This is a genomic window from Vibrio sp. 1F255, from assembly GCF_041439145.1.
GTDB classification, from domain to species: Bacteria; Pseudomonadota; Gammaproteobacteria; order Enterobacterales; family Vibrionaceae; genus Vibrio; species Vibrio crassostreae_C.
Map to the genome: position 1 here is coordinate 39,606 of NZ_JBGONQ010000030.1, position 25,485 is coordinate 65,090.

The window sequence follows — 25,485 nt, forward strand, 5'->3', positions numbered from 1 at the left end:
ATAATAGAGTCTTATTGACTTAAAAAAAAGGTCTTTTTGACATTTTTATAAGATGAGTTTTGAGAAGAAAACCAGTAATGACGGGGATTGATAAAGTTGGCACTGATTGTGCAGAAGATACAGAGAAGCCCAATTATAGCGCTGATTAAACAGACTATTCTTGATTTCAATCAATCAGGTTGCATTAATCAGGTTTCGCGATTTTTTGAAATGAAAACGAGTCAAAATAACTCAGTTTCTAAAAATAACTAAGGTTTCAGAAAATCGATAAGTCATTCTTAATTTTTAGTAGTCAAAATGACATATAGGTCATAAGGCTCAGTGTTCGGAGTAAATTCATGCTTAACAATGCACATATCGAAATCATCAAATCTACTATTCCTCTACTTGAGAGCGCAGGCCCAGCTTTAACTCAGCATTTTTATCAACGTATGTTCACGCATAACCCTGAGTTGAAAGATATCTTCAATATGACTCACCAAAGAACAGGTCGCCAAGGCGTAGCACTGTTTGAAGCTATCGCGGCATATGCAAAGAACATTGAAAATCTAGCAGCGTTAACAACTGCCGTTGAACGTATTGCTCAGAAACACACAAGCTTTAACATTCAACCAGAGCACTACCAAATTGTTGGTTTGCACCTGATTGAGACATTACGTGAACTAGCTGCTGACGCCTTTACTCCAGAAGTGGAAGAAGCATGGACAGCCGCTTACCTATTCTTGGCGCAAGTATTCATCGATCGTGAAGCTGAACTTTACCTACAGCGTAAGCAAGCTGTTGGTGGTTGGGAAGCAGCGCGTGCGTTTGTGATTGCAGACAAAATCGAAGAGTCAGCGCTAGTAACAAGCTTTATCCTTCAGCCAAAAGACGGCGGTGAAGTTCTGGATTACACACCAGGTCAATACATCGGTATCGAAGTGAAACCAGAAGGCTCTCAATACAGCGAGATTCGTCAATACTCACTGTCTGATAAGCCAAATGGCAAGCAATACCGTATTTCTGTTAAACGTGAAGGACAAGGCCAAGAGACACAAGGCGTTGTATCTAACCACCTACACGATACGGTTGCTGTTGGTGATGAGGTTAGCCTATACGCACCAGCGGGTGACTTCATGTATCAAGAGCGCAGCAAGCCAGTAACACTTATCTCTGCAGGTGTTGGTGTAACGCCAATGCAGTCTATGCTTGAGTTCCTAAACACGGAAGATAAAAACGAGCCAGTACTTTACCTTCACGCTTGTGAGAACGTAGGCCAACACTCTTTCACGACTCGTGTTAAAGATATTGTTGCCGACAAAGGTTGGGAAGCGAAAACGTGGTACATGAACAAAGATGAATCTGCATGTGAAAACACGCATCAAGGTCAAATGGATCTAGCGTCTATCTCTGATACTAAAGGCTTTGAAGAGAGCGATTTCTACATCTGTGGTCCTGTTGGTTTCATGAAGAACATCGTAGAGCAGCTAGATGCAATGAAAGTTGACCGTTCACGCGTTCACTACGAAGTATTCGGCCCTCACGCTAACTTCTAATAGGTCTCGGCATTTCTAGTAACACTCGCCTGAACTATTAATACCTTGCCTATTCAAAGGCCTCACAGTGTGAGGCCTTTTTGGGTTTGGTTGGTTTTGTCTGACATCATCGACTACTGCAGAACACGATGGTTCAGCTAAGATCTTTTCGCTTCTATCTAAGAACGTTTCATCTTCTTGGACATGTAGTCGGAATCGAAAAACTCAGGCCAGTACATTTTTACGTAACCACCGGCAACCCAAATCACTAGAATGGTGGCGATGGTTAGCTCAAAGAAACCAAACTTGTGTAGCCAATACCATTGTGGGTATTCCGCGCCGAAAAATGTAGTTAGACGATGCATGGCAATAGCGCTGATCACAGATGGGAAGGTGACGGCAGCAATCGAAGGTTGGAACTTCAAACGCATCAGGCGGATGTAACACAAGTAAATCAACAAAGTCATGGTGATGGCAATGCCCGCCAATGCACCTGTTAGAATCGGGTCTGGGTTGTCGAAGTTAACCAAGTAAGCGGCTAAAGATAAGTTAACCGGAGCTGCCATGATAGCGAGTGTTGGTCTTGCTCGGCGAGGAAGATTGCCTTCGAACACCAAGCGGTACAACACCACTGGCAACATAAGGAAATAGATACCAATACAAGTGACCGCAAGTGTTTCTGAAAATACGGTGTGCCCGAACTGTGTGCCAGCTAAGGAACTGCTGATCAAACCGACCGGATACAGAAACCAACTCGGTACAATGTTCGACATTTTGAAGTTGATGATCTGAAAACTGAAGAACAACACCATCATGGTAAAGTGAAGCAATAGCGCGCAGAACCAAACTGGGTAGGCGATAGCTGGCGATATCTCGGCTAAATAGTCGCACAGAATCAGTAAAGCCATGCTCATTGGTGCCATCAAGCTTCCGCTTAACGGGTGGCGAATATCATTAAGGAAGGTATTAAAGCTCGTTAAATAGCGCAGTAAAACAGGCAGCAATAATAGCGCGCCGAATGCAGCGAGGTAGGGACGAATTATCTCACCAATGCCCGGGATATATAACGCCCAAGCTTGTCCTAACCCAATAACGCCAAGTGCTAAAGACGCCTGAGATGGCGGCACATTTTTTACTTGGGTTAATCTTCTCCAGTTCAACGACTTGCTCCGACTTAGTTAATTACAGAATATTGGACTATTTGCCTTAGTTAGAGTGTGTAGGTCTTCCATCAATATATTTTGAGGGCACTCAACTAATTTTTAGTGGATGATACCAAGTTTAACGTTTGCTTTTTTGATTTTGATACGGAATCGGGAGATTAAGCACGTTGAATGTGTGCTTTTGTTTCATGAGTCATTTGTAATTAACGTACTTCCTCTTGTTGAGGGAGATCTTGTTGTCTTAGTTTTTCGTTTTTCAGCGTACGGTTAAGCAGTTGACTGTAAATTGGCTGCCCACCTAACATTTGAGCAATGATTACCGCACCTAAGCAGGTGATGATCAACGGCAGGATCAGGTAGTAGTTATTGGTCATTTCGATAACCAACAGTATGCCAGTGATAGGCGCTCGCACGGTGGCGGCAAATAATGCTCCCATGCCAGCAATTGCAAACATACCCGGTTCAATATTCAGTTCGGGAAAGAATGCCGCTGCGATAAGCCCGAACGCATAACCAAAGAGTGTTCCTAGCGCAAGCATTGGTGCAAAGATACCGCCTGGCGCACCAGAGCCGAAACAAAGCAGGGTAGTGAGGACTCGGCCTAAGAAAATCAACAACAACACATTGGCGCTGTAGCTGCCATTCGTGATGTTCGGGATGATACCAATACCACCACCAGTTAATTCAGGTATATAAAGGAGCAACAAGCCAAAGCAACCGCCAAGTAGGGTGCCTGTCATCAAGTAGCGTTTACGGTCATTCTTGTGGATCGCCACAAACAGGTCTTGGGAAAGCGTAATCAGTTTATTGAAAATCACACCAAACAGGCCGAACAACACACCTAATAATAAGAATAACCAAAGTGCGTCGAGTTCAGGCGGCTGGTACTGAGGCATTGTGATAACGGCAGATTGGCCATTGATAGAACGAAATACAATGTTGGCTGAAACTGCTGAGATGATGACGGCTTTGATTGATATGAGTGAGTAGCGAAACTGCGGTCTCATCTCCTCGACTACAAACATGATGCCTGCCAGTGGTGCGTTGAATGCGGCGGCTAAGCCACCAGCGGCACCTGAAGCCAACAGTGAGTGGCGAGTGTCATCATCTTTGACTCGAAAGATATCAGTGACCATACGACCGATACTGCCGCCCATTTGAACGGTTGGCCCTTCGCGGCCTAAAACCATACCAGAGCCTAACGCGCCCATGCCGCCAAAGAATTTTACGGGTAATACTCTCCACCATCGAACAGGACGCATGCCGTCCATTGCACCTTCGATTTCAGGGATACCTGAGCCAGCAGCTTCTGGAGCAAATCGGTGAACGAGGAAATAGCCAATAAAGGCAAATGCCGCACTAATAAGGAAAGCAGCAAGCCACAATGGTAAATGGCTACCGATTTCATCTTTCAGCCAATCGGTACGAGTTTCTGTGATGAAATGAACCGCAACTTCGAAATAAGTACCCACAACGCCCGCAAGTACACCCACAATACAAGAAAGAAAGAGAACGGAGGCTGGGGTCTTATCTCTTGAGAGAAATTGATTGATAGCATCCCTTGGCATTTTTGCTAGTAAGGACTGCTTAATTTTCTCTCTTCTGGTCATAGAAATAAGTTTCCTGAATGAGTTAAGGCGGGGTTGCATTAAATTATACGCTTCCTCTGCATATCCTATAGCAACAAAGATGAAAAGTTGAATTTCATTTATGGAATGTGCGTGTTACATAAATGGAATCTATGGTCAATAGTGGAATCACCGTCACAGTTTTGATCGATTCTCTGGCGGCGGCTTGAATATCCCCAAAAATGAACCATAGTTAAATCGTAAAGCAACATAACGAACCGCAAGGAGAAGTGAGGTTTTACACACAATTTGGATGGATTCAGAAACAAAGTTTTAGTTCCTCGTTAAATGTTCAGGTCGATATTTAAGGCTTCCTGATTCGCGAACTCACGATTGAGTAACGAGGGTGAGGCGTACTGAGTAAGTACGCCTTTAGTTCGTCTGGAGCATCCCATTTCCACATTCTGCCTCTACTGTTTATCTCTTCTGATTATTTTCGCGCCAACCTCTATTAACGAATCTCAGTGTAAACAATCGATTGGGGTCAACTTTTTGGTGATTGAGTATATACTCCCTTAAAAAGGAGAACTGATATGACTAAAAAAGTTCCTACGAACATCATTACGGGTTTCTTGGGTGTTGGTAAAACGACAGCCATCTTGAACCTGCTAAATAATAAACCTGAGAATGAAAACTGGGCTGTTCTGGTTAATGAGTTCGGGGAAATCGGTATTGACGGTGCATTAATGACAGATCAAGGCGCTTTGATTAAAGAAGTGCCGGGTGGATGCATGTGCTGTACTGCGGGCGTGCCTATGTCAGTGGGTATTAATGCCTTACTTCGCCAAAAGCCAGACCGTTTATTGATTGAGCCGACAGGGCTTGGTCACCCTAAACAGGTTATAGCGACACTGACTTCCGATCAGTACACGCCATATGTCGATTTAAAAGCGACGCTTGGTTTGGTTGACCCACGAAATCTGTCTAATGAAAAGTACACCTCGAATCAGAATTTTAATGATCAACTAAATAGTGCAGATGTGATTCTTGGTACTAAGGTTGACCTTGTTCATTCTGAAGACATCGATGTGTTCAATGATTGGGTGACGGATCAAACGCCAGCAAAAGTCTTCCATAGGCTAATTCACGATGGTGAAGTGCCATTGGAAGTGTTAGACATTGAAAGAGTATACGGCAGTGCTTCATCTCATATTGAAGCGCATCATCACGATCACGCTGAACAAGAGCCTCAATTCCAACTTCCTCCTGGTGAAGCTTTCATCCGTAAAGAGAATAAAGGACAGGGCTATTTCAGTTGTGGTTGGTTGTTTGGCGCAGAGCATAAGTTCGACTTCGATGCGCTATTCTCTATGTTGTCAGATCTAACGGCCGAGCGTGTAAAAGCTGTCGTGAACACCGACCAAGGTTGCTACGCATTCAATGTGGCGAATCAAGTCGTGTCTGTGAACGAAATTACGCTTGATGGCTTTGAATCTCGACTGGAAGTGATCGACTCGCAGCTCATGCCATGGGGCGATCTCGAGCAGATTCTACTCAAGCTGTGTGGCATCAAATAGCCCTGTTTTTGCTGTTTGAACCAAGGATCTTGGTGTTTACCTCGTTGAAGGCGGGATAAACACCAGATTAAATGAGAAAGTTTGCGTTATATCACGATAAATGTGAGATAAATCACTCTAATTACTTTATAGTGCTCGGCTGAAATAAGAATGTAGGCTGTCTGCTTAAGGAACCCGTAACAATGTCATTTTCCTCTCAAGGTTTTGCTCCTGAATTAGTCAAAGCGTTGACTGAGTGTGGTTATGAAAAACTCACTCCAATTCAACAAAAAGCGATTCCAATGGCTCGTAAAGGCCATGATATTTTTGCTACTGCTCAAACCGGTACGGGTAAAACAGCGGCATTTTCATTGCCTGTTATCCAACACCTTTTGAACAGCGGTAAAAAGGCGTCTAGAGGAACGGCTCGCGGCCTTATTCTTGCTCCAACTCGTGAGCTTGCTGCGCAGATCGCTCAAAACATTAAAGACTACGTTAAATACACAGATCTAAGTGTTTCTGCGGTTTACGGTGGTAACAAGATGTCTTCACAAGTTCGTCAACTAGAACTGGGTGTGGATATTTTGGTTGCAACACCTGGCCGTTTAGAAGAGCACTTAGAAGCGGGTAACGTGTCTATTGCTAACCTAGAATTTCTAGTATTTGATGAAGCTGACCGTATCCTTGATATGGGCTTTATCAATGCCGTTCGTAAGATCATGTTGGATGTAGAAACATCACCGCAAATCATGATGTTCTCTGCAACGACTTCTACTCAGTTAAACCAACTGTCTGTTGATATTCTGCGTAAACCAAAACGTATTAGTGTTGAGCGCGAAAACTCAACGGCTGCTACTGTCGGCCACGTGGTTTACCCAGTGGATCAAGAGCGTAAAACAGAACTGCTTTCTGAGCTGATTGGTCGTAAAAACTGGCGCCAAGTGCTTGTTTTTGTTAACTACAAAGAAACAGCGAACGATGTAGTTAAAGAGCTTAAGCTAGACGGCATTAAAGCAGTATTGTGTCACGGTGATAAAGCGCAAAGTGCTCGTCGTCGTGCTCTAGACGATTTTAAAGAAGGTAAAGCGCGTGTAATGGTAGCAACCGACGTTGCGGCTCGTGGTCTTGATATCGAAGACTTACCACACGTAATTAACTACGACATGCCTTTCCTAGCGGAAGACTATGTTCACCGTATTGGCCGTACAGGTCGTGCCGGTAAGCAAGGTCACGCTGTCTCTTTCGTTAACCGCGAAGAAGAGTTGACTGTCGTTCAAGTTGAAAAACTGATTCAACAGCGCATTCGTCGTGTTGAACAACCGGGTTATGAACCGAAGAAACGTGATGCTTACATCGAGAAGCTGAACACTAAATCGGCTTACAAAAACCGCCAAGGTCGTAAGAACAACGCGAACGAAGAGACGCAAGATCAAGCAAGCGCTGAACGTCGTTTGACTATGATGAAGCGAATTAAAAACCGTCGTAAGTAAAATTACGGTTGGTAATGAAAAAGAGCCACTGTTATGTGGCTCTTTTTGTTTGTATTGATCGCAATATTGTTTATTGTCATTACTGCTTCGTTTCAACCTCGCTTCATTTCAAGCCCGATCAAGAAACAAGAACTATTAAATAAAAATAAGTCGATAAGGTAATAATATGGATAGCGCACTACTTTGGGCTTTTATTCCCACGTTTTTCTTCGTGTCAATCACGCCCGGTATGTGTATGACTTTGGCGTTGACACTTGGAATGAGTGTTGGATACAAGCGTACATTATGGATGATGATCGGTGAACTGGCTGGTGTCGCTGTGGTTTCTATTGCCGCGGTATTGGGTATCGCTTCGATCATGTTGAATTACCCATGGCTATTTACGGGCTTTAAATTTGTTGGTGCGGGTTACCTGTTTTATTTAGGCGTTCAGATGTGGCGTTCGAGAGGCAAACTGGCGATCAGTACTGACAACCAAACAACAAAAGTCAGCAATGATTGGGACTTGGTGGTTCAAGGTTTTGTCACTGCAATTGCGAACCCAAAAGGCTGGGCGTTTATGATTTCTTTGCTGCCTCCTTTTATTAACAGCAATAAAGACTTAGCACCGCAGTTGTTCATTCTCGTGTCAATCATTCTGGTTTCTGAGTTTGTTTGCATGACCTTATACGCGACAGGCGGAAAGAGCTTAAAGCATATGCTGGGCAAAGCCGACAATGTTAAGTTGATGAACCGCATTGCAGGTACGTTGATGATGGGCGTTGGTGTTTGGTTGTTCGTGAGCTAATTCTGGTTAGCCTACAACGAGCAGAGATCCCCGACTCAGTCGTTCCTCCTTCTCGAGGGTGACGCGTACGTGGGATGATGACGACTTAGGATTACGGTGAGTTTTGAAAATTCGGATTCTTACTTAAACCGAAGAATGCATAGAATATAAAAAGAGCGATAGGGCATTTGGCCTTATCGCTCTTTTTGATTTTACTTAGCTAGCGAACAGAGACTAGATAACAGAAATGTTTCTGATTAGCCTGCGTTGTATATTTAAACCGCGATTTCACCGCCGTCTTCTCGACGAATCACAACCGTAGATGCTCTTGGGCGGACTTTGCCTTGAGTTTGTGCGGTTGCATCTTCAGACGATGGCCAGTTTGCCGGGTGTTGAATGTTCACAAACAGTGACTTGAAATCTGGGCTGATGGTAAAGCCTGTTACTTCACATCCGTTTGGTCCCACAAAGAAACGCTTTAGCTGCGCTTGATTGTTTGCATCAATTACCGCGCTGTTGCCTTGGTCATCCGTTAATTGAGATGGAACCACTGCCAGCATTTGGTCATTGGTGTAGCCAGTGACTTCGTCTGCGCCATTATCTGTCTGAATCCATAAAATACCACGAGCATCAAACGCTAAGCCGTCAGGGCTCGCGAACTGGTTCATGTCTGTTAGACCAGAGCGGTTAATAGACTTGTCTTCCACTGCTGGTGAACCAAATACGAAGATATCCCAATCGAACTCGCCTGCCGTTTTGCCTTCATCCCAACGGATAACATGACCGAACTTGTTGTCTACGCGAGGGTTTGCAGAGTTCGCTTCTTTACGCTTGTTGTTATTAGTCAGCGTTAGGTAAGCCGTACCCGTCATTGGGTCAACAGAGCACCATTCAGGGCGATCCATTGGCGTTGCACCAACAAGGTCGGCAGCGCCCGCTGTATTGATGATAAGCGCTGCTTGAGAGTCAAATGAATCACCTAGCTTGCCGCCGTTTGTAGTCTTGCTGCCCAACGTTAGTGGTAGCCACGTACCTGAACCGTCATCGTTGAACTTAGCCACATACAGCGTGCCTTTATCCATGTACTTGTCACCCGCACTTAGGCGATTACTCGGCTCTGCGTCACGCGGGTCCCATTTCTCTTCAGAAACGAATTTGTATAGGTATTCAAAGCGAGAATCGTGACCAGAGTAGAATACGATCGGCTCGCCTTCGGTCAACTTACCAAACGTACAGCCTTCGTGACGGAAACAACCCAGTGCAGAACGTTTCTTAGCGCGAGAGTTTGCTGTGTATGGGTCGATTTCAACAATGTAGCCGTGACCGTGTGCTTCGTTACGGTAATCGTCCATTGCTGACTCACCTGTTGGTGTTACGTCAAAGCGAGCAAATTCGTCTAGGCGTTCTTGTTTGTCACCAGAAAGCGTGTCCCAACCGTAACGTGTTTTGTCGGTAGCGATACCAATACGTTCTTGCGCTGGTGTTGTCTCGCCTTTGTTAACGAAATAACCCGGCCAGTTTTCTTCACACGTTAGGTAAGTGCCCCATGGTGTGTAGCCATTACCACAGTTGTTCAACGTGCCACGAGCTTGGCTGCCGTCTTGTGAGAACTTGGTTTTGGTAAATTCACTGTGTGCAACAGGACCAGACAGATCCATTACGGTCGCGCCTGTGTAGCGGCGGTTAAGTGGATCGTTATCGACCATCACCCATTGGTTGCCTTCAAGTTTTACACGAACCACACTCACGCCGTGTGCGTTGATCTCTTTACGTACTTCATCAAGGCTAGGGCGGTTGCCTTCATCGTATGTAGGACCATTAGCGTGCAGTGCTTTTTGGTCGATGTATTCGTGATTAATCACCAACAAACCGTCGTTGCTGTTGCCATTAAGCGGGAAGAAGTGCATGCCGTCGTGGTGCATGCCCAGTGAGTTTGCTTGATCTTGTGCGTTGTTGGTTCCATCTTTTAACCAAGCATTGCCTTGCTTGTTAAGTGGAGTACCCCAAGGAACCAATACTTGTGCTGTATAGCCTTTTGGCACAACGACACTGTCTGTCAGTGAACCTTTAACCGATTCGAATGCAAGTGTAGCAGTGCTTTTTTGCGGTGCGCTAGATGATGCTGTCGCCGCGTGCGCTGTGCTGTGGCCTGCTAAACCAAAAGCACCAAACGCCGTCATTGCACTGATGCCTAAACCGCCTTTGAGAACATTTCTTCTTGAAAGGTTCGCATCTAAAACTTCTTCGAAGGGTTTGTTTTTGCTCTTATTAAAACGAGTGCTATCAAATGTTTCCTTGCTCATCTTTACTGCTTCCTATTGGCTGATTTTATTATGCGTTATTCATGACTTACCCACCTACTAACTAATTGGTTAATAAGTTGGGTCAATGTGTGACTAATCGTGAAGCAGTTAAGTGACAGATTTTTATAGATTTGATTAAGGTTTTGTTTCTGTAGCACGATTTTTGCCATTAACACCCTTGTGTAATACAAAACTCTTGGGGATTGATGTGGAACTGTGTATAAATGCTTTATCAAACGAAAAGAGAGGCAGTTATGAAATTAGATAAAATCGAAAACAAAAATCGTCGCCTACGCAAAAAGCTATACCTAGGTGAATTCGCGATTCTGGGTTTTGAAGTAAGCTGCAAGACATCGATTACTGATTTTGATCAATACGATGTGTTCATTGATGAGTTCATTGATTTCATCGACAGCATCGGTCTGTGCTTTGGTGGCGGCGGCCTTGAGCTGTTTGAAGGTTTCTTATGCTCGATTGAGCGCTACCGTTCAGTAACAGAAGCAGAACAACTGCAAGTTGCTCAATGGCTTGAAGCTCGTGCTGAAGTAAGCAAAGTGGAAGTTAGCGAACTGATTGACGCAAACTACGCGTTCTAATTTGATGTTGTGTTGTTAGCTCGATTGAAAGGCCAAATACGGCTTAGGAAAGAGTAACAACAGTACGCTAGAATAAAGGCCGAATCGTTAAATCGATTCGGCCTTTTTGCGTTTTATTCGTTCCATTTCTATTCTTTATCTTCTTTTCTATCCCTTCTGACGTAAATGATAAATTGATATTTTTCGATTAAATATTAGTACTTTATCGCTATTTTTATTTGCAGTAATAAGTTTGGATAAACTTGTGAGAGTTTTATGAGAATTCAATGAAGTTGCTGATAGATTTGATCGTCATTCTTAGAGTCAACAACACCACAGTTCGTTCTGGCAAAGGTAACGGTATATCGCTGTTATTCGTTTTGTTGGCAACGATAGGACTCGATAAAGGATGGAATCAAAATGAATAAACGTACTCAAATCAGCTTAGTGATCAGCTCGGCTATGTTGGCCTTCGGAGCGGCTCAAGTTCAGGCTGCTGAGCTTGAAGTCACTGTCACTAATGCAACGAAAGGGATCTACTTTACGCCTATCTTAGCGGCGGCTCATGACTCAAGCTTGTTCATGTTTAGAACGGGTGAAACGGCTTCTTCGGAACTAGAGTCCATGGCCGAAGGTGGCGATATTTCAGGTTTATCTGGTGTCATTGCCAACGCGGGAGGCGTGGTGGTTGAGAACCCAGCGGCCGGCATCCTCAATCCAGGCGTCGCAACTACGTTTGATATCAGTACTGGTGATTTAGAGTACCTATCATTGGGTGCAATGTTGCTGCCGACAAACGACGGCTTTGTTGGTCTAGATAGCTGGAAGATCCCAACTCAAGCGGGCACCTACAAAGCGACTCTAAATGGTTATGACGCAGGCACAGAAGCCAATGATGAGCTGGCGGGCAGTATGCCGAACTCTCCATTCATTACCTTTGGCGCTGGTGGCACAGGTGTAGAAACGGCAGTATCAAACGCTAAGGTTCATATTCATCCAGGTAACATTGGTGATGGTGATGCGGCGGGCGGCATCAGTGACCTCGATAGCAGTAGCCATCGATGGTTAAACCCTGTTGCAACTATCACCATTGTTGTGAAGTAAGGGGGATGTATGAAAGCTAGAATTCTATTTATCGCTGCATCAGTAGCTGTGTTAGCGGGTTGTCCGGACGATGACGACGATTACTATCGCTATGATGTGAGTGTTACTAACCTCACCCCCAATCAACCAATGTCACCACTCGCGGTGTTGACTCACAATACGAATTTTGATCTGTTTGAAGTTGGGCAAAGTGCCTCTGTCGATCTGGAATACTTGGCGGAAGGGGGTAGTAATGCACAATTGCTTGCGCTCAGTGACAGTGACGCCAATGTTTATCAAGGCATCTCAGGCAATGGACTGATTCTTTCAGGTGAGCAAGACACGGTGTCGATTCGTGTCGACCCAAATCAAGAAGGGTATATCTCAGTTGCTTCGATGTTGGTGAACACCAATGATGCGTTTGTCGGCGAATCCGGATTATCACTCAAGTCATTAGCGGTGGGTGATACCTTTACCATGAACATGAATGTTTGGGATTCGGGAACTGAGCTGAACGATGAGCTTGCTGCAACCATTCCGGGACCAGCAGGCGGTGGTGAAGGTTTTAATACCACACGAGACGACACAGATGTAGTGAGTTTCCACTCTGGCGTAATTAGCCAAGATGACGGCCTTACGACTTCTACTTTAAGTGCCAATCATCGTTTCCTTAACCCCGGAGCAAGAATCACCATTACTCGAACTGAGTAACAGGGTCAAAGTACGATGAAAGAATTCCTGCTCTGTTCCGGTCAATTGAAAGGTGGGCAGACTCAGAATAGAGCAGGGATCATGAATAGTGCTGCGGTAAATTTGATGGCAAACATATTGTTGGTTGAAGACGATGATGACTTGGCTGAACTGGTGCAGATGCATCTTAAGTTCCAAGGGCATAACGTAATCAGAGCTAATGTGATTGAAAAGGCTCAGGCGCTCTATAAAGAGGGTCATTTCGATTTGATCGTACTGGATCGTGGCTTACCAGACGGTGACGGACTCGATTTCTGTCGAATGTTGCGTCAGCAAGAGGATTGGACGCCAGTACTCATGCTAACCGCAAGAGACGCTGAGTTAGATAAGGTGTCAGGCTTAGAAGCCGGTGTTGATGACTACATAACGAAACCTTTCAGCGTTCTCGAGTTTCAAGCAAGAGTGAGGAACGTGCTTCGCCGTTTAAGCCATGTCGAATCAGCGACTCAAGAGGTTGTGACAGCAGAATCGATTATGAATTTTGGTGTGCTCACTATTCAACCTGAACGCCATCAGGTGTCACTCAATAACCAAGACGTACCGCTGACAGCTACCGAGTTTACCTTACTTCATTTCTTAGCAACCCGCCCGGGGCGTGTGTATAGCAAAGACGAGCTGCTCGATCATGTTTGGAATACTCATCACTCTGGCTATCACCATACCGTGTGTAGCACAGTCAACCGTCTAAGAACCAAGCTTGCGATGCCGAATAGTGATGATGATTTCATTAAAACCGTTTGGGGTGTTGGTTATAAGTTTGAGTCGAAAGCTTAGGCCTATGTGTCGCGTCCGAAGTTTACTAAAAGGCCAGTAAGACCTAAGAGCCATCGAGGAGAGAACATGAGTTTCAAATCGCGTTTAGTGTTGTTCACCAGTTTGTGGTTTCTGCTCGTGAGTGTGGTGATTGCTTATACCTATAATTGGCAAAAAGAGACCATAGAACAAAGAACTAAGCAGAGCTTACACAAAGAGCTCGCGGTTCATATGCGCGATGATAACCCTCTGATGATAGGGACTGACTACAACCCCAAAGCCCTTAAATCCATATTTCATACCTTGATGTTGATTGGTCCCGATTTCGACATTTATTTTCTCGACAGCCAAGGAAATATCACGACGCACGCTGCGCCAGAAGGCACTGTGTTAGCCAACCAGATAGACTTAGCACCCATTCAACAGTTTTTAAACGACGAGCCTTATCCCATTCTGGGGGAAGATCCGATAAATCCGGGGGCTCGCAAGGTATTTTCCGTGGCAGCGATTGAAGAGCTAGGTTCGACCGTTGGCTATCTGTATGTGTTGATTGGCAGTAATCGCCATACCGTGATTGCTAATTCGCAAGTCGACACACCTTATATGGCGCTAGCAGGACTTATGCTGATCTCTATCTTAGGTTTTGCGATTGGGGCTTACCTGCTCGTGAAGCGCAGCCTCTTAAACCCTATCGAAGAAGTTACAAACAAGCTGCAACAACAAGCAGAGCAAGATTTTCGATTGGACCCGAACTTCATTCATCAAGTACCAGAATTGGTGCCGATTGCACGCTCGTATCAGTTGATGGCGAAGCACATTCAACAGCAATTTTTGCAACTTGAATATCAGTCGTCACATCGAAGACAAAGCTTATTACAGCTCAGTCATGATTTGAAAACGCCATTGTCGAGTGTATTGGGGTATCTAGAAACGTGGAGGATTCAAAACCCACATTCGGATCCACTCATAGATGTGGCATATCGCAATGGCAACAAGTTATCTGAACAGCTCCATTCGCTGTTAGATAGCGCCAAGAAAGATAACCCGGTACCCACACATCAATACGCTTCAATCGATTTCAATGGGCTGATGAGCGAATGCTTAGAAACGATACAAAGCAAATATCGCCATAAAAATGTTGAGTTGAACATTAATATGCCTATTGGAATCAAGGCTGTGGGTGACAGTGATCTGCTTGAGAGGTTGATTTTGAATCTGTTAGATAATGCATTGAGGCATAGCCCAAGTGGCACTGTGGTGTCGTTAGATGTTGGTTTTGAAGCGGATTCCAAACGGGTGAAGGTGGTGATTCATAATGAGGTTGAACTGGAAGCGCCGAATGGTTCTTTGGGAATAGGAACCAAGATCGCGCAGTCGATACTGATGTTACATCACAGCGTGCTAGAAACAACAAAGGCAGAGAACTCCTTTCAGCAAAGCTTTTATTTGCCTTCGGTATAGCTCTGTCTGCCTTCGTTTAGCTCGATGTATACTTACGTAGAACTAACGTTAAGCGTCTTTTCTGTCTTCGTTGCCTTCGTTCACTTTCGCGTAGAAGTGAAGTAGCTCAGTTAATTCTTTAACCCAGCCAAACGCATCTTTAGGTGCATTCTTTAAGATCTTTTCTACTTTCTCACAGTGCACTTCGATTGCGATTGCTTCTTCAAGGTTGAAAGAAATTGAGTAGAAGTGCCAAAGCAGTAGGCGAGTCATTCGCTCGATGTTCTGTTGCGAGTTATCCGACTCTGAGAAGGCTAGGTTTACTTCACCAAGCGCGATAGCTGTCATTCGAAGCATTGCGTCAAATTTCGCTGATTGCATGCGTTCTTCGCTGGTGACTTCTTCTTGCTCGAACGTAAACAATTCCGTCATTGCATCTTCAGGTACAAGGCGATGAATCATTCTTAAACTAAATTCTTCTAGTTCATGGCGAGGCATGGTGATTAAGCAATTTAAGGTGTAGTCGCGTTGCATGGTGTTCTCTTGGATCTGCAAAAAGGTCGGACAGTTTAATGGAGAAGCGAGTTTAGAAAAAGCAGATTTTAGATAAGCCTGCGTTGGCAGGCTTATCTGTGTACTACAAGCCCTAAAATCGATGCTTAGGGGAACTGTATTTAGGTTTGAACGCAGTATCAGGCTTTGCTATGGCTTGGCGGTTGGTACTGCATCGACTGGTCGTTTCTCATGAATATGTTGCTCGCGACCAAACTGCCGATGCAAATAGAACCAAGGGCGAGCCAAGTCATCGCATCAGGAATCTCGTTGAATAGTGGGATCGCCAACAAGGTCGCCACTGCGGGTGTTGCACTGCCAAAAGCGGCAGAGCGTTCAGCCCCTAAGGTATTCACCGCATAAAGGTAAGTGAACGCAGCGATTAAACCCGCCCCAACGCCTTGCACTGTTGAATGAACGGCAAGCTCCGTGAAGGGCCAATTAGCGATTGGTGTGTCCATTAGGTGGCTTGGGAGGGTTCCAGTCAGGATTAGGACGAGTAAAAGCAAAGTAGAACAGAGAGAAATAAAACCGGCACTGACTAACGCATTAAGATTAGCGACACGGGCTGAGATGGTGAACATCGCCCACATTAAGCTTCCGCATAAAAACAACAAATGACCTTTGGTGTATTCGAAGTTGAAGCTGCTTAAGCTACTCCCTAAAAACAACAGTATGCCGAGCAAAACCAAACCTAAACCAACAACACGATGTCGGCTGAGTGGCTGCTTAAAAAAGAGTACCGCAATTCCTGTAACGAACAGAGGAAGCGTGCCCGGAACAAGAGCACTGCCATGAGATACCGGAACAAACTGCATGGCCGTTCCGGCAACAAGCAGATAAGGTAATCCGCTACCTACGAACATACCCGTTAGATACCGTTTAGGGACGACGGCAATTGCGCTGCGTGCTTTCCACATCAAAGGCAATAACACCAAAGCCGGTATGAGAAATCTTGTGAGAGCGATATCGGCAGGTGTTAAATCTGAATTTGCGCCGCCTTTAAGAGAAAGAAAAAAGCTCGCCCAAATGAGTAGGGTGACAGTAATAGATAAGTAGCCAAGATTCATAATATAGAAGGAGAGTGGGTGATGACTCATTATGGAACAGTTGGTGTGCCACAGGTTGGCAAGTTTTGGCTAAACTTGAACTATCGTTGATGATTTCTGCTAATATTCACCAAATAATTAACGGATTTAACTAATGTTTGGCATTTACTATGGATAGAATTGATAGGCATCTTCTCGAACTGCTACAAAAAGATGGCAGGTTAACCACGGCTGAACTTGCTGATGAAGTGGGTTTATCACCTTCGCCTTGTGCAAGACGAGTCAAAAGGCTAGAAGAAAAGGGCATTATTGACGGTTATCGTGTGAGCTTGTCACGAGAACAAGTCGGCATCGCAATGAGTGTGTTTGTTGAGGTGAGCCTAAACAACCACCAAGAAGTGTCGATAGATAAGTTTGAGGCGGCTGTTGTAGAGATGGAAGAGGTGATCAGTTGCCACGTTGTATCTGGGGCTTATGACTATTTGCTAGAAGTGGTTAGCCCGAACTTGATGGCCTACGAGGCATTTACAAGAAAACTTCAAAGGCTCTCTAACGTGAAAGATATTCATACCCACCTTGCGATAAGACAAGTAAAAGGCAATGCACCACTGCCAATTTATACCGATTAAGCCAAACTCTGAGCAGTAACACGAAGGCAGAATGAGCTGAAAACGAAATGGTTTACTCCTGAAGTAGAAGCGCGGTCAATATCAAAAATCATCCATTAAGTGTCAGGCTTCAGGCAATAAAAAACGGAGCACCTCGTGAAAGGTACTCCGTATATGATAGGTGCAAAACTTAGTGATACTTAAAGTTAGAGATTGAACAATCCCCAGTTTGTGCATTAATTCTGAATGAAAAAGCATGTGAATGATAATCCACGCCGTCATTCCAAATTGTCTCTCCAAATATCTTACATAGCTCTAGCTCACTTACTGAACCGAACTCTTCCATGTGTTTAGCTACAGATAAAAGTTTACCTCTTATCTCTGCAGTCCATTCCGTGTTACTCAAGCAGTTGAAAGCCATAGTCTTTTGCATATTACCTAGCCAAAATGTTTCTTGTTATTAAGTTATATGAAGATTCATGATAACAATTTTCTGGCGTTTGTAAATCTATTTTGTGATGAATATCTCACATACTCGCTTGCATTGGTCGGAAATTGAACTTCATTGTTGATAGATAGCACATTACTTTTACAACCTATTGATAAAGCTTTGATTAACGAGTTCTTAGAATATTATGAATGGGATTGAGCATATTTATCGGAAAAGTCCAGTCGAACGAGTGAGAGAATCTAATGGTGATTTCAGTTTGATGCATCGTTTGCTGGTTGGTTTATGTGGCGCGCTTCATCAATCATCGTCGCTTCTCTGCGGTATTTTGAAGACAGCTGACGGAATTTTTCACTGAGTGTATGGAGATCTCGGGAGAGTGATTGTGAGCTTTGTACGTGCACCTTTGCGCTTTCTGCCTGGCGCGGGAGTCTTGCTTTGGTGCAGTGTTTGGCGACGGCTTGCCATGAATACGCTAGAGAGTCAGCGCCTTCAAGTTCACTAGACACAACATACGCCTGTTGTAGCAAAACCTCGGAGACGTCATACGCGGTATTCATATGACTATTGAGCTGCACATTAAACCTTTCTTCATACTTTGCCCAAAGCTCAATGATCTGCTTTTCATTAAAGTGTTTAGATAACAATGTCTGTGACTCATAGGTTGAAAGAACTTGGTTGAACTCTTTGGTGTACTGATTATAGCGACCTTCAAAAGAGAGCTGACGATCCAACAGTGTTTGCCAGTTTTCACGGTCACAATGATTCGCTAGAGCGACATTGGCACTAAAAGTTGCGCTTACAATGATAACTTTCCCCCAAAAAATCATGACTTTCCTCTACTTACCGTGCGCTCTATTGAGAGTATAGATGAGCAGCAGCATGAGTTGATGTACACTTGAGACATACCTATAACGGAAGAGCTGGTGGATTTGATGAAAAAAGCGCTGATCGCTTTACTTGTGTTGTTGATATTGGGCGGAGGGGGAGGAGCGGCATACTACTTCTTAGTCATGAATAAAGACCCAATCCCACAAGAGAAAACGGAAGAGCCGGCGTTAGAAGCTACCGAGCAATCTGAATCTGACCTTGTACCCATCATGGATCTTCAGCCTGAACCCGAGCAGACGGAATTTTACGTTTTGGAGAGAAAGCTTGAAGTGGTCGAGCAACCTGAAATTGATGGCTTGATAACAGATTACCTCTATAAAGGGGAAAAGGTGGTGGTACTCGAGAAACAAGGCGAATGGGCACGTATCTCAGACTATATAGTCCTTAAAGAAGGCGGCCCACAGACGGCGGAATGGGTCTCTATGTCAGGCTTATCGAATGATGAAGTCATTATTTCGGAAAAAGAAAGCAAAGAGATATTGGATTCCTATTTGGTTAAGTCTGATGACCTCAAGATCCATCAAGAAAAATTCCGTAATTCGGTGGCTAAACTGATCTCTGAGGGGGAGTGTGCCCCAAGTGATTTTGAAGAATTAGGCGGATGGGTGAAATCTGTTAAGTACAGCAATCGAGATGTATATTTTATTTATTGTGGTGGGTTGTCCCTTGAAAACAAAATTTATCTTGATGTAAATACAAATGAAATATTTACGAAGTAAGATCCCACGCTCTATTTAATAATGCTATTTACTAAAGCCCACTCATAGGTTGAGTGGGCTTTTTTGTCTATCCATAATGTTCATCTTTCCCATTTAGAACGTTAATTATATCGAAGGTTATATAGAATAATTAGGAACCATTTATTAATGGCTAATAAGAGTTTTGTTATTATTCTCGTGATCAATCATTTCAAATTCCCACATTGCATTATTCTTGAAACAAGCTGAGAGATATAGATTTATCCCGTATTTACAAAGGCTTATCTGCTTGGTGATAAAAGTAAAATTAAACAAACCTTATTAATATCAGAGTCTTGCGTTGATTTACACAATCGTAACATTTCATTGGTTTTGGGATGCAAGTCTAGTTTTTAATCATAATACGAAAATATTTTATATTTGTAATAATAATTTTTGATTTTGAGTTGTAGGGTTTAATTAAAGCAAAACGTAAAGTTTAATTATCAACTAAGACATTATCTTATTAACATCATTGTTATTTAATTGCTTGTAAGGGATGGAACCATTAATGAAAAAGCTTGCTTTAATTACAGGGTCAAAAGGCGGTATCGGCTCAGCAATTTCCTCTAAATTAGTTGCAGACGGCTATCGTGTTATCGCGACTTATTTTACTGGAAATTACCAATGTGCCTTGGATTGGTTTAACGAAAAACAATTCACCGAAGATCAAGTGAGATTGTTTGAATTAGATGTTACCAATACTGCGGAATGTGCGCTGAGCTTAAGCAAGTTGTTAGAAGAAGAAGGCACGGTGGATGTACTAGTCAATAACGCAGGTATTACACGTGATAGCGTCTTTAAAAAGATGGATGCCGAAGCGTGGAAAGACGTGATTGAAACAAACCTAAACAGTCTGTTCAACGTGACTCAACCTTTGTTCGCTCCTATGTGTGAGAAAGGTAACTGCCGTGTCATCAACATCTCTTCCGTCAATGGTCTTAAAGGTCAATTTGGACAGACTAACTACTCAGCAGCGAAAGCTGGAATGATTGGTTTTTCTAAAGCTTTGGCTGCAGAAGGCGCTCGTAGCGGCGTAACCGTGAACGTGATTGCCCCTGGCTACACAGCAACTCCTATGGTTGAGCAAATGAAGCCTGAAGTACTGGATTCAATCAAGAACCAAATTCCGATGAAACGCTTAGCAACACCTGTTGAAATTGCAGACGCAGTGGGCTTTTTAGCGAGTGAATCTGGCGCGTACATTACAGGCGAAACATTGTCTGTGAATGGCGGCTTGTACATGCAGTAATTGGCGAAACTGAAGGGGTTGGAATGATGGAAAAAGTATTTATTGTTGCGGCTAAGCGCACTCCTATTGGTGCATTTACCGGGTCGCTAAAAAACGTATCTGCGGGTGAACTGGCTGGCGTTGCGATCAAAGGTGCACTTGAGTCTGTCGATCTTTCGTTAGATGCGATTGATGAAGTAATCGTCGGCAACGTGATTTCGGCAGGTCAAGGCATGGGGGTTGCTCGTCAGGCTTCCATCTATGCAGGGCTTCCTGAGGAAACACCAGCATACGGCGTGAACATGATTTGCGGCAGCGGAATGAAATCAGTGATGGACGCAGCGGCGCACATCAAAGCACAAGATGCTGAAGTGGTTATTGCTGCTGGCGTTGAAGTGATGTCACAAATTCCTTTTGTGGTACCAGCGAGCGTTCGTAATGGTCACAAAATGGGTGACATCTCAATGAAAGACTTACTGGTTGGTGATGGCTTAACCGATGCGTTTAATCATTACCACATGGGCATGACCGCTGAAAATATCGCGAACACGTTGAATATTTCGCGCCTAGCTCAAGATAACTATGCCTTAGAAAGCCAACAAAAAGCCGTTGCTGCGATTGAGGCGGGTAAGTTTAACGAGCAAATCGTGCCTGTAGAAGTTAAGCAGCGCAGACAAACCGTCACTTTTGATACCGATGAGTATCCGAAGTCAGACGCGACATTCGAAGGTCTGCAAAAGCTTCGTCCAGCTTTTGACCGTGAAGGGTCTGTTACGGCAGGTAACGCTTCGGGCATCAATGATGGCGCGAGTGCAATCATCTTAGCCTCAGAGAGTGCAGTAGCGAAATACGGACTGACACCACTGGTAGAGCTAACGAGCTACGCACAGTCTGGATTAGATCCAAAGATTATGGGTTTAGGCCCAGTAGAAGCCGTTTCTAAAACGCTTGATAAGGCGAATCTCACTCTAGAAGAAGTAGATTTGTTTGAATTGAATGAAGCGTTTGCAGCACAAGCTCTTGGCGTAATGTACCAATTGTCAGAGCAGCATGACTTACCGCTTGATGAGTTCAAGCCAAAGGTCAATGTGAATGGTGGTGCAATCGCGCTTGGCCATCCTTTAGGTGCTTCAGGCAATCGAATTATTGTTTCACTCATCCATGAAATGCTTGAACAGAAAACGACTTATGGCGTTGCTTCACTCTGTGTGGGTGGGGGAATGGGAACCGCTGTTTTGCTAAAAGGTATTGAAGGTTAGAGCCTGATATATCGGTAGCAAGCTTAAATATCGGATCAGCTTTTCAAAGCATCGCGAGTTAATCGATGAGCGTTGGCTGAAACGATAGTGACACAAATTTATTAAACTATGTATTCATCAGGAGTTACTTATGTACACGGATATTTTCAAAACAATTACTGACCAAACTGAAAAGCAATTTGAACCGTACTTAAAGTTCAACAAGTTGGTTGCAAAGAACGTCCAAACGATGACAGAACTGCAAATGAATGCAATGCAGACTTACACGAACATGGGTCTTGCGCAAATGAAAGCAGTGACTGAAATCAAAGACGTGACTAGCCTAACGGCGTTCAACAGCCAGCAACTAGCAGCGCTAACTCAATTGTCTCAACAGATGATGAGTGATAGCTCAAAAATGCAAGCTGCTGCAAAAGAGTTCAAAGAAGATGTTGAAACACTAACAACTGAAAACTTGAAAACAGTTACACCTGCATAAATAAAATCGCCATCGAGTCAGCACAGTGTTTACTGTGAGGCTCGGTGGCGATTTTCCGATTATTGGAGTCATGTTATGTTTCAACACTTCTTTTCGGACTACCTTGTTAAACTTCAACAAACAAACCAGCAATGGTGGGAAAACTTTGAACAAAACAAGGAAGCCGCGCAATCTCCCCTAAATCAAGCGATGCAAGAGTTGAATTTTGATGATGCGTCAAAAATCTTCGAGCAAGCCGCTAACCAACCCGCCGTTCTCCTTCAGTTACAATCCCAGTGGTGGGAACAGCAACTTAAGATTTGGCAAAATGCCGCACTGATGGGTAATACCGAAAGCGTCATTACTGAAGAGCGCAGTGATAAACGCTTTATTGATGAAGCGTGGAAAAATGACCCGTTTTACAGCTTTATCAAGCAGTCTTATTTGTTATTCAGCAAAAGCTATATAGACACCATTAATTCAATCGAAGGCATAGACGAGAAAACCAAGGAACGTGTGGCGTTCTTTTCACGTCAGGCTATCAATGCTCTTTCTCCTAGTAACTTCATTGCGACTAACCCAGAGTTGATGAAGCTAACGCTTGAGCGCAATGGTGAGAACTTGCTAGATGGGCTAGAGCAGCTACAAGCTGACGTTGAAGCGAGCGCGGATATCCTCAAGATCCGTATGACCAACAATAATGCCTTCCGATTAGGTGTTGATGTTGCGAACACGGAAGGTGATGTCGTTTTTCAAAATGATCTGTTCGAGCTTATTCAATACTACCCAAAAACACCTCAGGTGAACGCCACGCCTTTGTTGATCGTTCCTCCATTCATCAATAAGTACTACATTCTCGACCTTCGTGAAAAGAACTCAATGGTTCGTTGGTTGCTTGAGCAAGGGCACAGCGTCTTCATGATGTCTTGGCGCAACCCAGGTGAAGCGCAAAAAGACTTAGAGTTCGGTGACTATGTCACGGAAGGCGCAGCGAAAGCCGTGACGGCAATTGAAGATATCACGGGTAAAGAGCAAATCAATGCTGCAGGTTACTGCATTGGTGGTACTGTTCTCGCTTCAACGGTCGCTTACTATGCTGCTAAAAGAATGAAGAAACGCATTAAAACTGCGACCTTTTTTACGACTCTATTAGACTTCTCTCAGCCGGGAGAGGTTGGCGCATATATCAATGAAACGATCATTAACGCCATTGAGAAACAGAACGATGCTAAAGGATTCATGGATGGTCGTTCATTAAGCGTGACATTCAGTTTGCTTCGTGAAAACAGCCTGTACTGGAACTACTACATTGATAACTACCTAAAAGGCAGCAGCCCAATGGAGTTTGATCTGTTGTACTGGAACAGTGACAGCACTAACGTTGCAGCTAAATGCCATAATTTCTTGCTGCGTGAGCTTTACCTTGAGAATAAACTTGTTCAAGACAAAGGCGTGAAAGTAGGCGGTGTCTGGATTGATCTCAATAAGATAAAAATACCAAGCTACTTCATTTCAGCGAAAGAAGATCATATCGCGCTTTGGCAGGGGACTTACCGTGGTGCCTTGAATACCGGTGGCAACAAGACGTTCGTGCTTGGTGAATCTGGTCATATCGCGGGTATTGTTAACCATCCAGATAAGAAGAAGTACGGGTTCTGGCTGAATGACAACCTAGACGACTCGGCGGATGAGTGGCTAACTAATGCGACTCATAATGAGGGGTCTTGGTGGACACACTGGAATCAGTGGCTACAAGGTTTTGAAACTGACGAAAAAATCGAACCTTTCAATCAAGGCTCAGAGCTTAATCCTGTGATTGGCAAAGCGCCAGGCAACTATGTAAAACAGGTGCTGCCGATTGTCGATCAAGAGCAGGTTGATAAAGAGACCGCAGAGAAAGAAGCGCCAGAAAACGAAGCTTAGGGCGTTAAGTCACATTCAATTATAAAGATACACAACGTCAGATAATAAAAAAGCCACTGAAATCAGTGGCTTTTTCGTATCAACTCATATCAGAATTATCTGGTAGAAGTTGATGGAATCTCGATTGTTAATCGATTTCTTTGTCTTTACCCATAGATAAAATCCAAAGAGATACGGCTGCAACACCTGCAAAGCCACCAAGAATGATAACTGGCATAGCGCTGTAACCTAGGATGTGCCAAATTACGCTTTCTAAAGTACTCATTCAATCGCTCCTTATTGCCAGCCTTCAACGCCGTGCATGTCTGGTAGTTTGTGTGCAATACCTTTGTGACAGTCTACACACGTTTTTTCACCAGAAGCCAGCGCAGTCGAGTGTTGTTTTGCACTACGAGGGCTTTGCTCTGAGAAGTCCATGTAATCGAACTGGTGACAGTTACGACACTCAAGTGAATCGTTCTTCTTCAAACGAGCCCATTCGCGCTCAGCTAAGTGATGACGACGCTCTTTGAATTTCTCAGGCGTATCAATTGTCTTAGCAATAAAGTGAGCGTATAGCTCTTTTGATGCTTGAACTTTACGAACGATTTTATCAGTCCACTCATGCGGTACGTGACAGTCTGAACAGATTGCACGAACACCAGAACGGTTAGAGTAGTGAATTGTCTCTTGGATTTCAGCAACGATAGGTGCGTGACAGCCAGAACAGAATTCTTCCGTGTTGGTTGCCTCCATACCCGTGTTGAATGCACCCCAGAACAAAAGACCACCCGAGAAACCCAAGAACAAAACAACGCCTACGGCTGCTTTGCTTGGTGTCGCAAGTCTTTTCCAAAACGCTTTAAGTAATTTTATCATATATAGCCTCTCTTACAGTCCGGCTACGATTAACGCAGTGAATCTACAGGTTTGAACTCGTTCTCAACTAGTGGCTTAGCATTAGCTTGAGGTACGTGACACTGTAGACAGAAGTAACGACGAGGTGATACGTCTGCAAGTACCGCATCTTCACGGTTCATGTAGTGAGTTACACTCACTTTAGTAGCACCCATTTCTTTTGCGTTTTTCCAGCTGTGGCAAGAAAGACACTTGTTAGCGTTAAGAGAAACTTCATAGCTACGAATAGTATGAGGCACTAGAGGTGGTTGGTATACGTAGTCACTCTCAAGTACTTGGTCACGAGGGAACTTTTTGAAGTCATCTGCTGCGCGAGTTGCTTCAAGTTCACTTGCACCACGTAGAGATTCTACGCCACCAATGCCGCCTGGGTTATCCAGTTCAGCTTCAGCTTGAACTGCACCAGCTAGCAAAAGACCAGCTGATAGTAGGGCAGTAATCAGTTTTTTCATGGTTAATTTCTCCGCCTAAA

The 25,485-nt window shown here is 44.1% G+C and carries 26 protein-coding genes; 16 read left to right on the top strand and 10 right to left on the bottom strand.

All coding sequences use genetic code 11. From position 1 onward, the window contains the following. The first annotated feature begins 338 nt into the window (after positions 1–338). Positions 339–1,535, top strand: a complete 1,197-nt coding sequence (gene hmpA / locus ACED41_RS16360; RefSeq protein ID WP_017062636.1) for an NO-inducible flavohemoprotein — start codon at positions 339–341, stop codon at positions 1,533–1,535. Positions 1,536–1,693: 158 nt separating this feature from the next. Here hmpA and ACED41_RS16365 read toward each other — a convergent pair whose 3' ends face one another. Next, on the bottom strand, positions 1,694–2,674 hold the full coding sequence (locus ACED41_RS16365; protein ID WP_104216296.1) for a TDT family transporter: 981 nt from the start codon (positions 2,672–2,674) through the stop codon (positions 1,694–1,696). Between the two features lie 206 nt (positions 2,675–2,880). Continuing rightward, complete coding sequence (clcA, locus tag ACED41_RS16370; RefSeq protein WP_017064484.1) at positions 2,881–4,287, bottom strand: H(+)/Cl(-) exchange transporter ClcA; 1,407 nt, start codon at positions 4,285–4,287, stop codon at positions 2,881–2,883. A 551-nt stretch (positions 4,288–4,838) separates the two neighbouring features. Here clcA and ACED41_RS16375 point away from each other — a divergent pair. From ACED41_RS16375 to ACED41_RS16385, 3 genes are all read left to right on the top strand, one after another. Next, a complete protein-coding gene (locus ACED41_RS16375) occupies positions 4,839–5,822 on the top strand; it encodes a GTP-binding protein (protein WP_371725293.1) in 984 nt (327 codons plus the stop codon). Between the two features lie 182 nt (positions 5,823–6,004). Further along, positions 6,005–7,291, top strand: a complete 1,287-nt coding sequence (locus ACED41_RS16380; protein WP_017069159.1) for a DEAD/DEAH box helicase — start codon at positions 6,005–6,007, stop codon at positions 7,289–7,291. Positions 7,292–7,457: 166 nt separating this feature from the next. Beyond that, the gene (locus tag ACED41_RS16385) at positions 7,458–8,078 is read left to right on the top strand and encodes a LysE family translocator (RefSeq protein ID WP_017064486.1); all 621 of its coding nucleotides are present in this window, start codon (positions 7,458–7,460) and stop codon (positions 8,076–8,078) included. A gap of 254 nt (positions 8,079–8,332) precedes the next feature. Here the strand turns inward: ACED41_RS16385 and ACED41_RS16390 are convergent, their stop codons facing one another. Further along, entirely contained in the window at positions 8,333–10,360 is a 2,028-nt protein-coding gene (locus ACED41_RS16390) for a PhoX family phosphatase (protein ID WP_371725294.1), read from the bottom strand. Between the two features lie 254 nt (positions 10,361–10,614). Between ACED41_RS16390 and ACED41_RS16395 the strand changes: the two genes are divergently transcribed. The 6 genes from ACED41_RS16395 (at position 10,615) to ACED41_RS16420 (ending at position 14,982) form a co-directional block, all read left to right on the top strand. Continuing rightward, a complete protein-coding gene (locus tag ACED41_RS16395; protein ID WP_017062629.1) occupies positions 10,615–10,956 on the top strand; it encodes a YggL family protein in 342 nt (113 codons plus the stop codon). A 266-nt stretch (positions 10,957–11,222) separates the two neighbouring features. Beyond that, positions 11,223–11,363, top strand: a complete 141-nt coding sequence (locus ACED41_RS16400; protein WP_017067451.1) for a hypothetical protein — start codon at positions 11,223–11,225, stop codon at positions 11,361–11,363. Beyond that, positions 11,356–12,039 (top strand): spondin domain-containing protein, encoded by a 684-nt coding sequence (locus ACED41_RS16405; protein ID WP_371725295.1) that lies wholly within the window; start codon positions 11,356–11,358, stop codon positions 12,037–12,039. The genes ACED41_RS16400 and ACED41_RS16405 overlap by 8 nt, the downstream gene beginning before the upstream one ends. Before the next feature lie 9 nt (positions 12,040–12,048). Further along, on the top strand, positions 12,049–12,729 hold the full coding sequence (locus ACED41_RS16410) for a spondin domain-containing protein (protein ID WP_017062627.1): 681 nt from the start codon (positions 12,049–12,051) through the stop codon (positions 12,727–12,729). An 81-nt stretch (positions 12,730–12,810) separates the two neighbouring features. Beyond that, positions 12,811–13,542 carry a response regulator transcription factor gene (locus ACED41_RS16415; RefSeq protein WP_017067448.1) on the top strand — a complete coding sequence of 244 codons (732 nt, stop codon included), beginning with the start codon at positions 12,811–12,813 and terminating at the stop codon, positions 13,540–13,542. A 66-nt stretch (positions 13,543–13,608) separates the two neighbouring features. Continuing rightward, on the top strand, positions 13,609–14,982 hold the full coding sequence (locus tag ACED41_RS16420; RefSeq protein WP_017067447.1) for a HAMP domain-containing sensor histidine kinase: 1,374 nt from the start codon (positions 13,609–13,611) through the stop codon (positions 14,980–14,982). A gap of 48 nt (positions 14,983–15,030) precedes the next feature. Here ACED41_RS16420 and ACED41_RS16425 read toward each other — a convergent pair whose 3' ends face one another. Next, positions 15,031–15,495, bottom strand: a complete 465-nt coding sequence (locus ACED41_RS16425) for a hypothetical protein (RefSeq protein WP_017064489.1) — start codon at positions 15,493–15,495, stop codon at positions 15,031–15,033. A 158-nt stretch (positions 15,496–15,653) separates the two neighbouring features. After that, positions 15,654–16,583 (bottom strand): DMT family transporter, encoded by a 930-nt coding sequence (locus ACED41_RS16430; protein WP_017064490.1) that lies wholly within the window; start codon positions 16,581–16,583, stop codon positions 15,654–15,656. A 149-nt stretch (positions 16,584–16,732) separates the two neighbouring features. Here ACED41_RS16430 and ACED41_RS16435 point away from each other — a divergent pair, with 149 nt between their 5' ends. Further along, positions 16,733–17,191 carry an Lrp/AsnC family transcriptional regulator gene (locus tag ACED41_RS16435; RefSeq protein WP_017062622.1) on the top strand — a complete coding sequence of 153 codons (459 nt, stop codon included), beginning with the start codon at positions 16,733–16,735 and terminating at the stop codon, positions 17,189–17,191. 169 nt (positions 17,192–17,360) lie between these two features. On the opposite strand, the gene ACED41_RS16440 is transcribed toward ACED41_RS16435, so the two are convergent. Together ACED41_RS16440 and ACED41_RS16445 are read right to left on the bottom strand one after the other, a co-directional pair. Continuing rightward, positions 17,361–17,603 carry a hypothetical protein gene (locus tag ACED41_RS16440; RefSeq protein ID WP_017062621.1) on the bottom strand — a complete coding sequence of 81 codons (243 nt, stop codon included), beginning with the start codon at positions 17,601–17,603 and terminating at the stop codon, positions 17,361–17,363. A 269-nt stretch (positions 17,604–17,872) separates the two neighbouring features. Further along, positions 17,873–18,448, bottom strand: coding sequence for a hypothetical protein (locus tag ACED41_RS16445; protein ID WP_371725296.1), 576 nt, complete (start codon positions 18,446–18,448; stop codon positions 17,873–17,875). A gap of 96 nt (positions 18,449–18,544) precedes the next feature. Here ACED41_RS16445 and ACED41_RS16450 point away from each other — a divergent pair, with 96 nt between their 5' ends. The 5 genes from ACED41_RS16450 (at position 18,545) to phaC (ending at position 24,116) form a co-directional block, all read left to right on the top strand. Further along, complete coding sequence (locus ACED41_RS16450) at positions 18,545–19,228, top strand: SH3 domain-containing protein (RefSeq protein ID WP_017069149.1); 684 nt, start codon at positions 18,545–18,547, stop codon at positions 19,226–19,228. 529 nt (positions 19,229–19,757) lie between these two features. Beyond that, complete coding sequence (locus ACED41_RS16455) at positions 19,758–20,498, top strand: SDR family oxidoreductase (RefSeq protein ID WP_017062618.1); 741 nt, start codon at positions 19,758–19,760, stop codon at positions 20,496–20,498. 26 nt (positions 20,499–20,524) lie between these two features. After that, on the top strand, positions 20,525–21,736 hold the full coding sequence (locus tag ACED41_RS16460) for an acetyl-CoA C-acetyltransferase (RefSeq protein ID WP_029236542.1): 1,212 nt from the start codon (positions 20,525–20,527) through the stop codon (positions 21,734–21,736). A 130-nt stretch (positions 21,737–21,866) separates the two neighbouring features. Beyond that, positions 21,867–22,214: a phasin family protein gene (locus tag ACED41_RS16465; RefSeq protein ID WP_017062616.1), complete on the top strand. Its 348-nt coding sequence runs from the start codon at positions 21,867–21,869 to the stop codon at positions 22,212–22,214. 75 nt (positions 22,215–22,289) lie between these two features. Next, positions 22,290–24,116: a class I poly(R)-hydroxyalkanoic acid synthase gene (gene phaC, locus ACED41_RS16470; RefSeq protein ID WP_371725297.1), complete on the top strand. Its 1,827-nt coding sequence runs from the start codon at positions 22,290–22,292 to the stop codon at positions 24,114–24,116. A 127-nt stretch (positions 24,117–24,243) separates the two neighbouring features. Here the strand turns inward: phaC and ACED41_RS16475 are convergent, their stop codons facing one another. Genes ACED41_RS16475 through ACED41_RS16485 form a run of 3 tightly spaced genes read right to left on the bottom strand, consistent with a single transcriptional unit; the run spans position 24,244 to position 25,465 of the window. After that, positions 24,244–24,381, bottom strand: coding sequence for a TIGR02808 family protein (locus ACED41_RS16475; RefSeq protein WP_010430103.1), 138 nt, complete (start codon positions 24,379–24,381; stop codon positions 24,244–24,246). Positions 24,382–24,392: 11 nt separating this feature from the next. Next, on the bottom strand, positions 24,393–24,971 hold the full coding sequence (locus ACED41_RS16480; RefSeq protein WP_017069144.1) for a NapC/NirT family cytochrome c: 579 nt from the start codon (positions 24,969–24,971) through the stop codon (positions 24,393–24,395). Positions 24,972–25,003: 32 nt separating this feature from the next. Next, the gene (locus tag ACED41_RS16485) at positions 25,004–25,465 is read right to left on the bottom strand and encodes a nitrate reductase cytochrome c-type subunit (protein WP_017062614.1); all 462 of its coding nucleotides are present in this window, start codon (positions 25,463–25,465) and stop codon (positions 25,004–25,006) included. Positions 25,466–25,485: the final 20 nt, after the last annotated feature.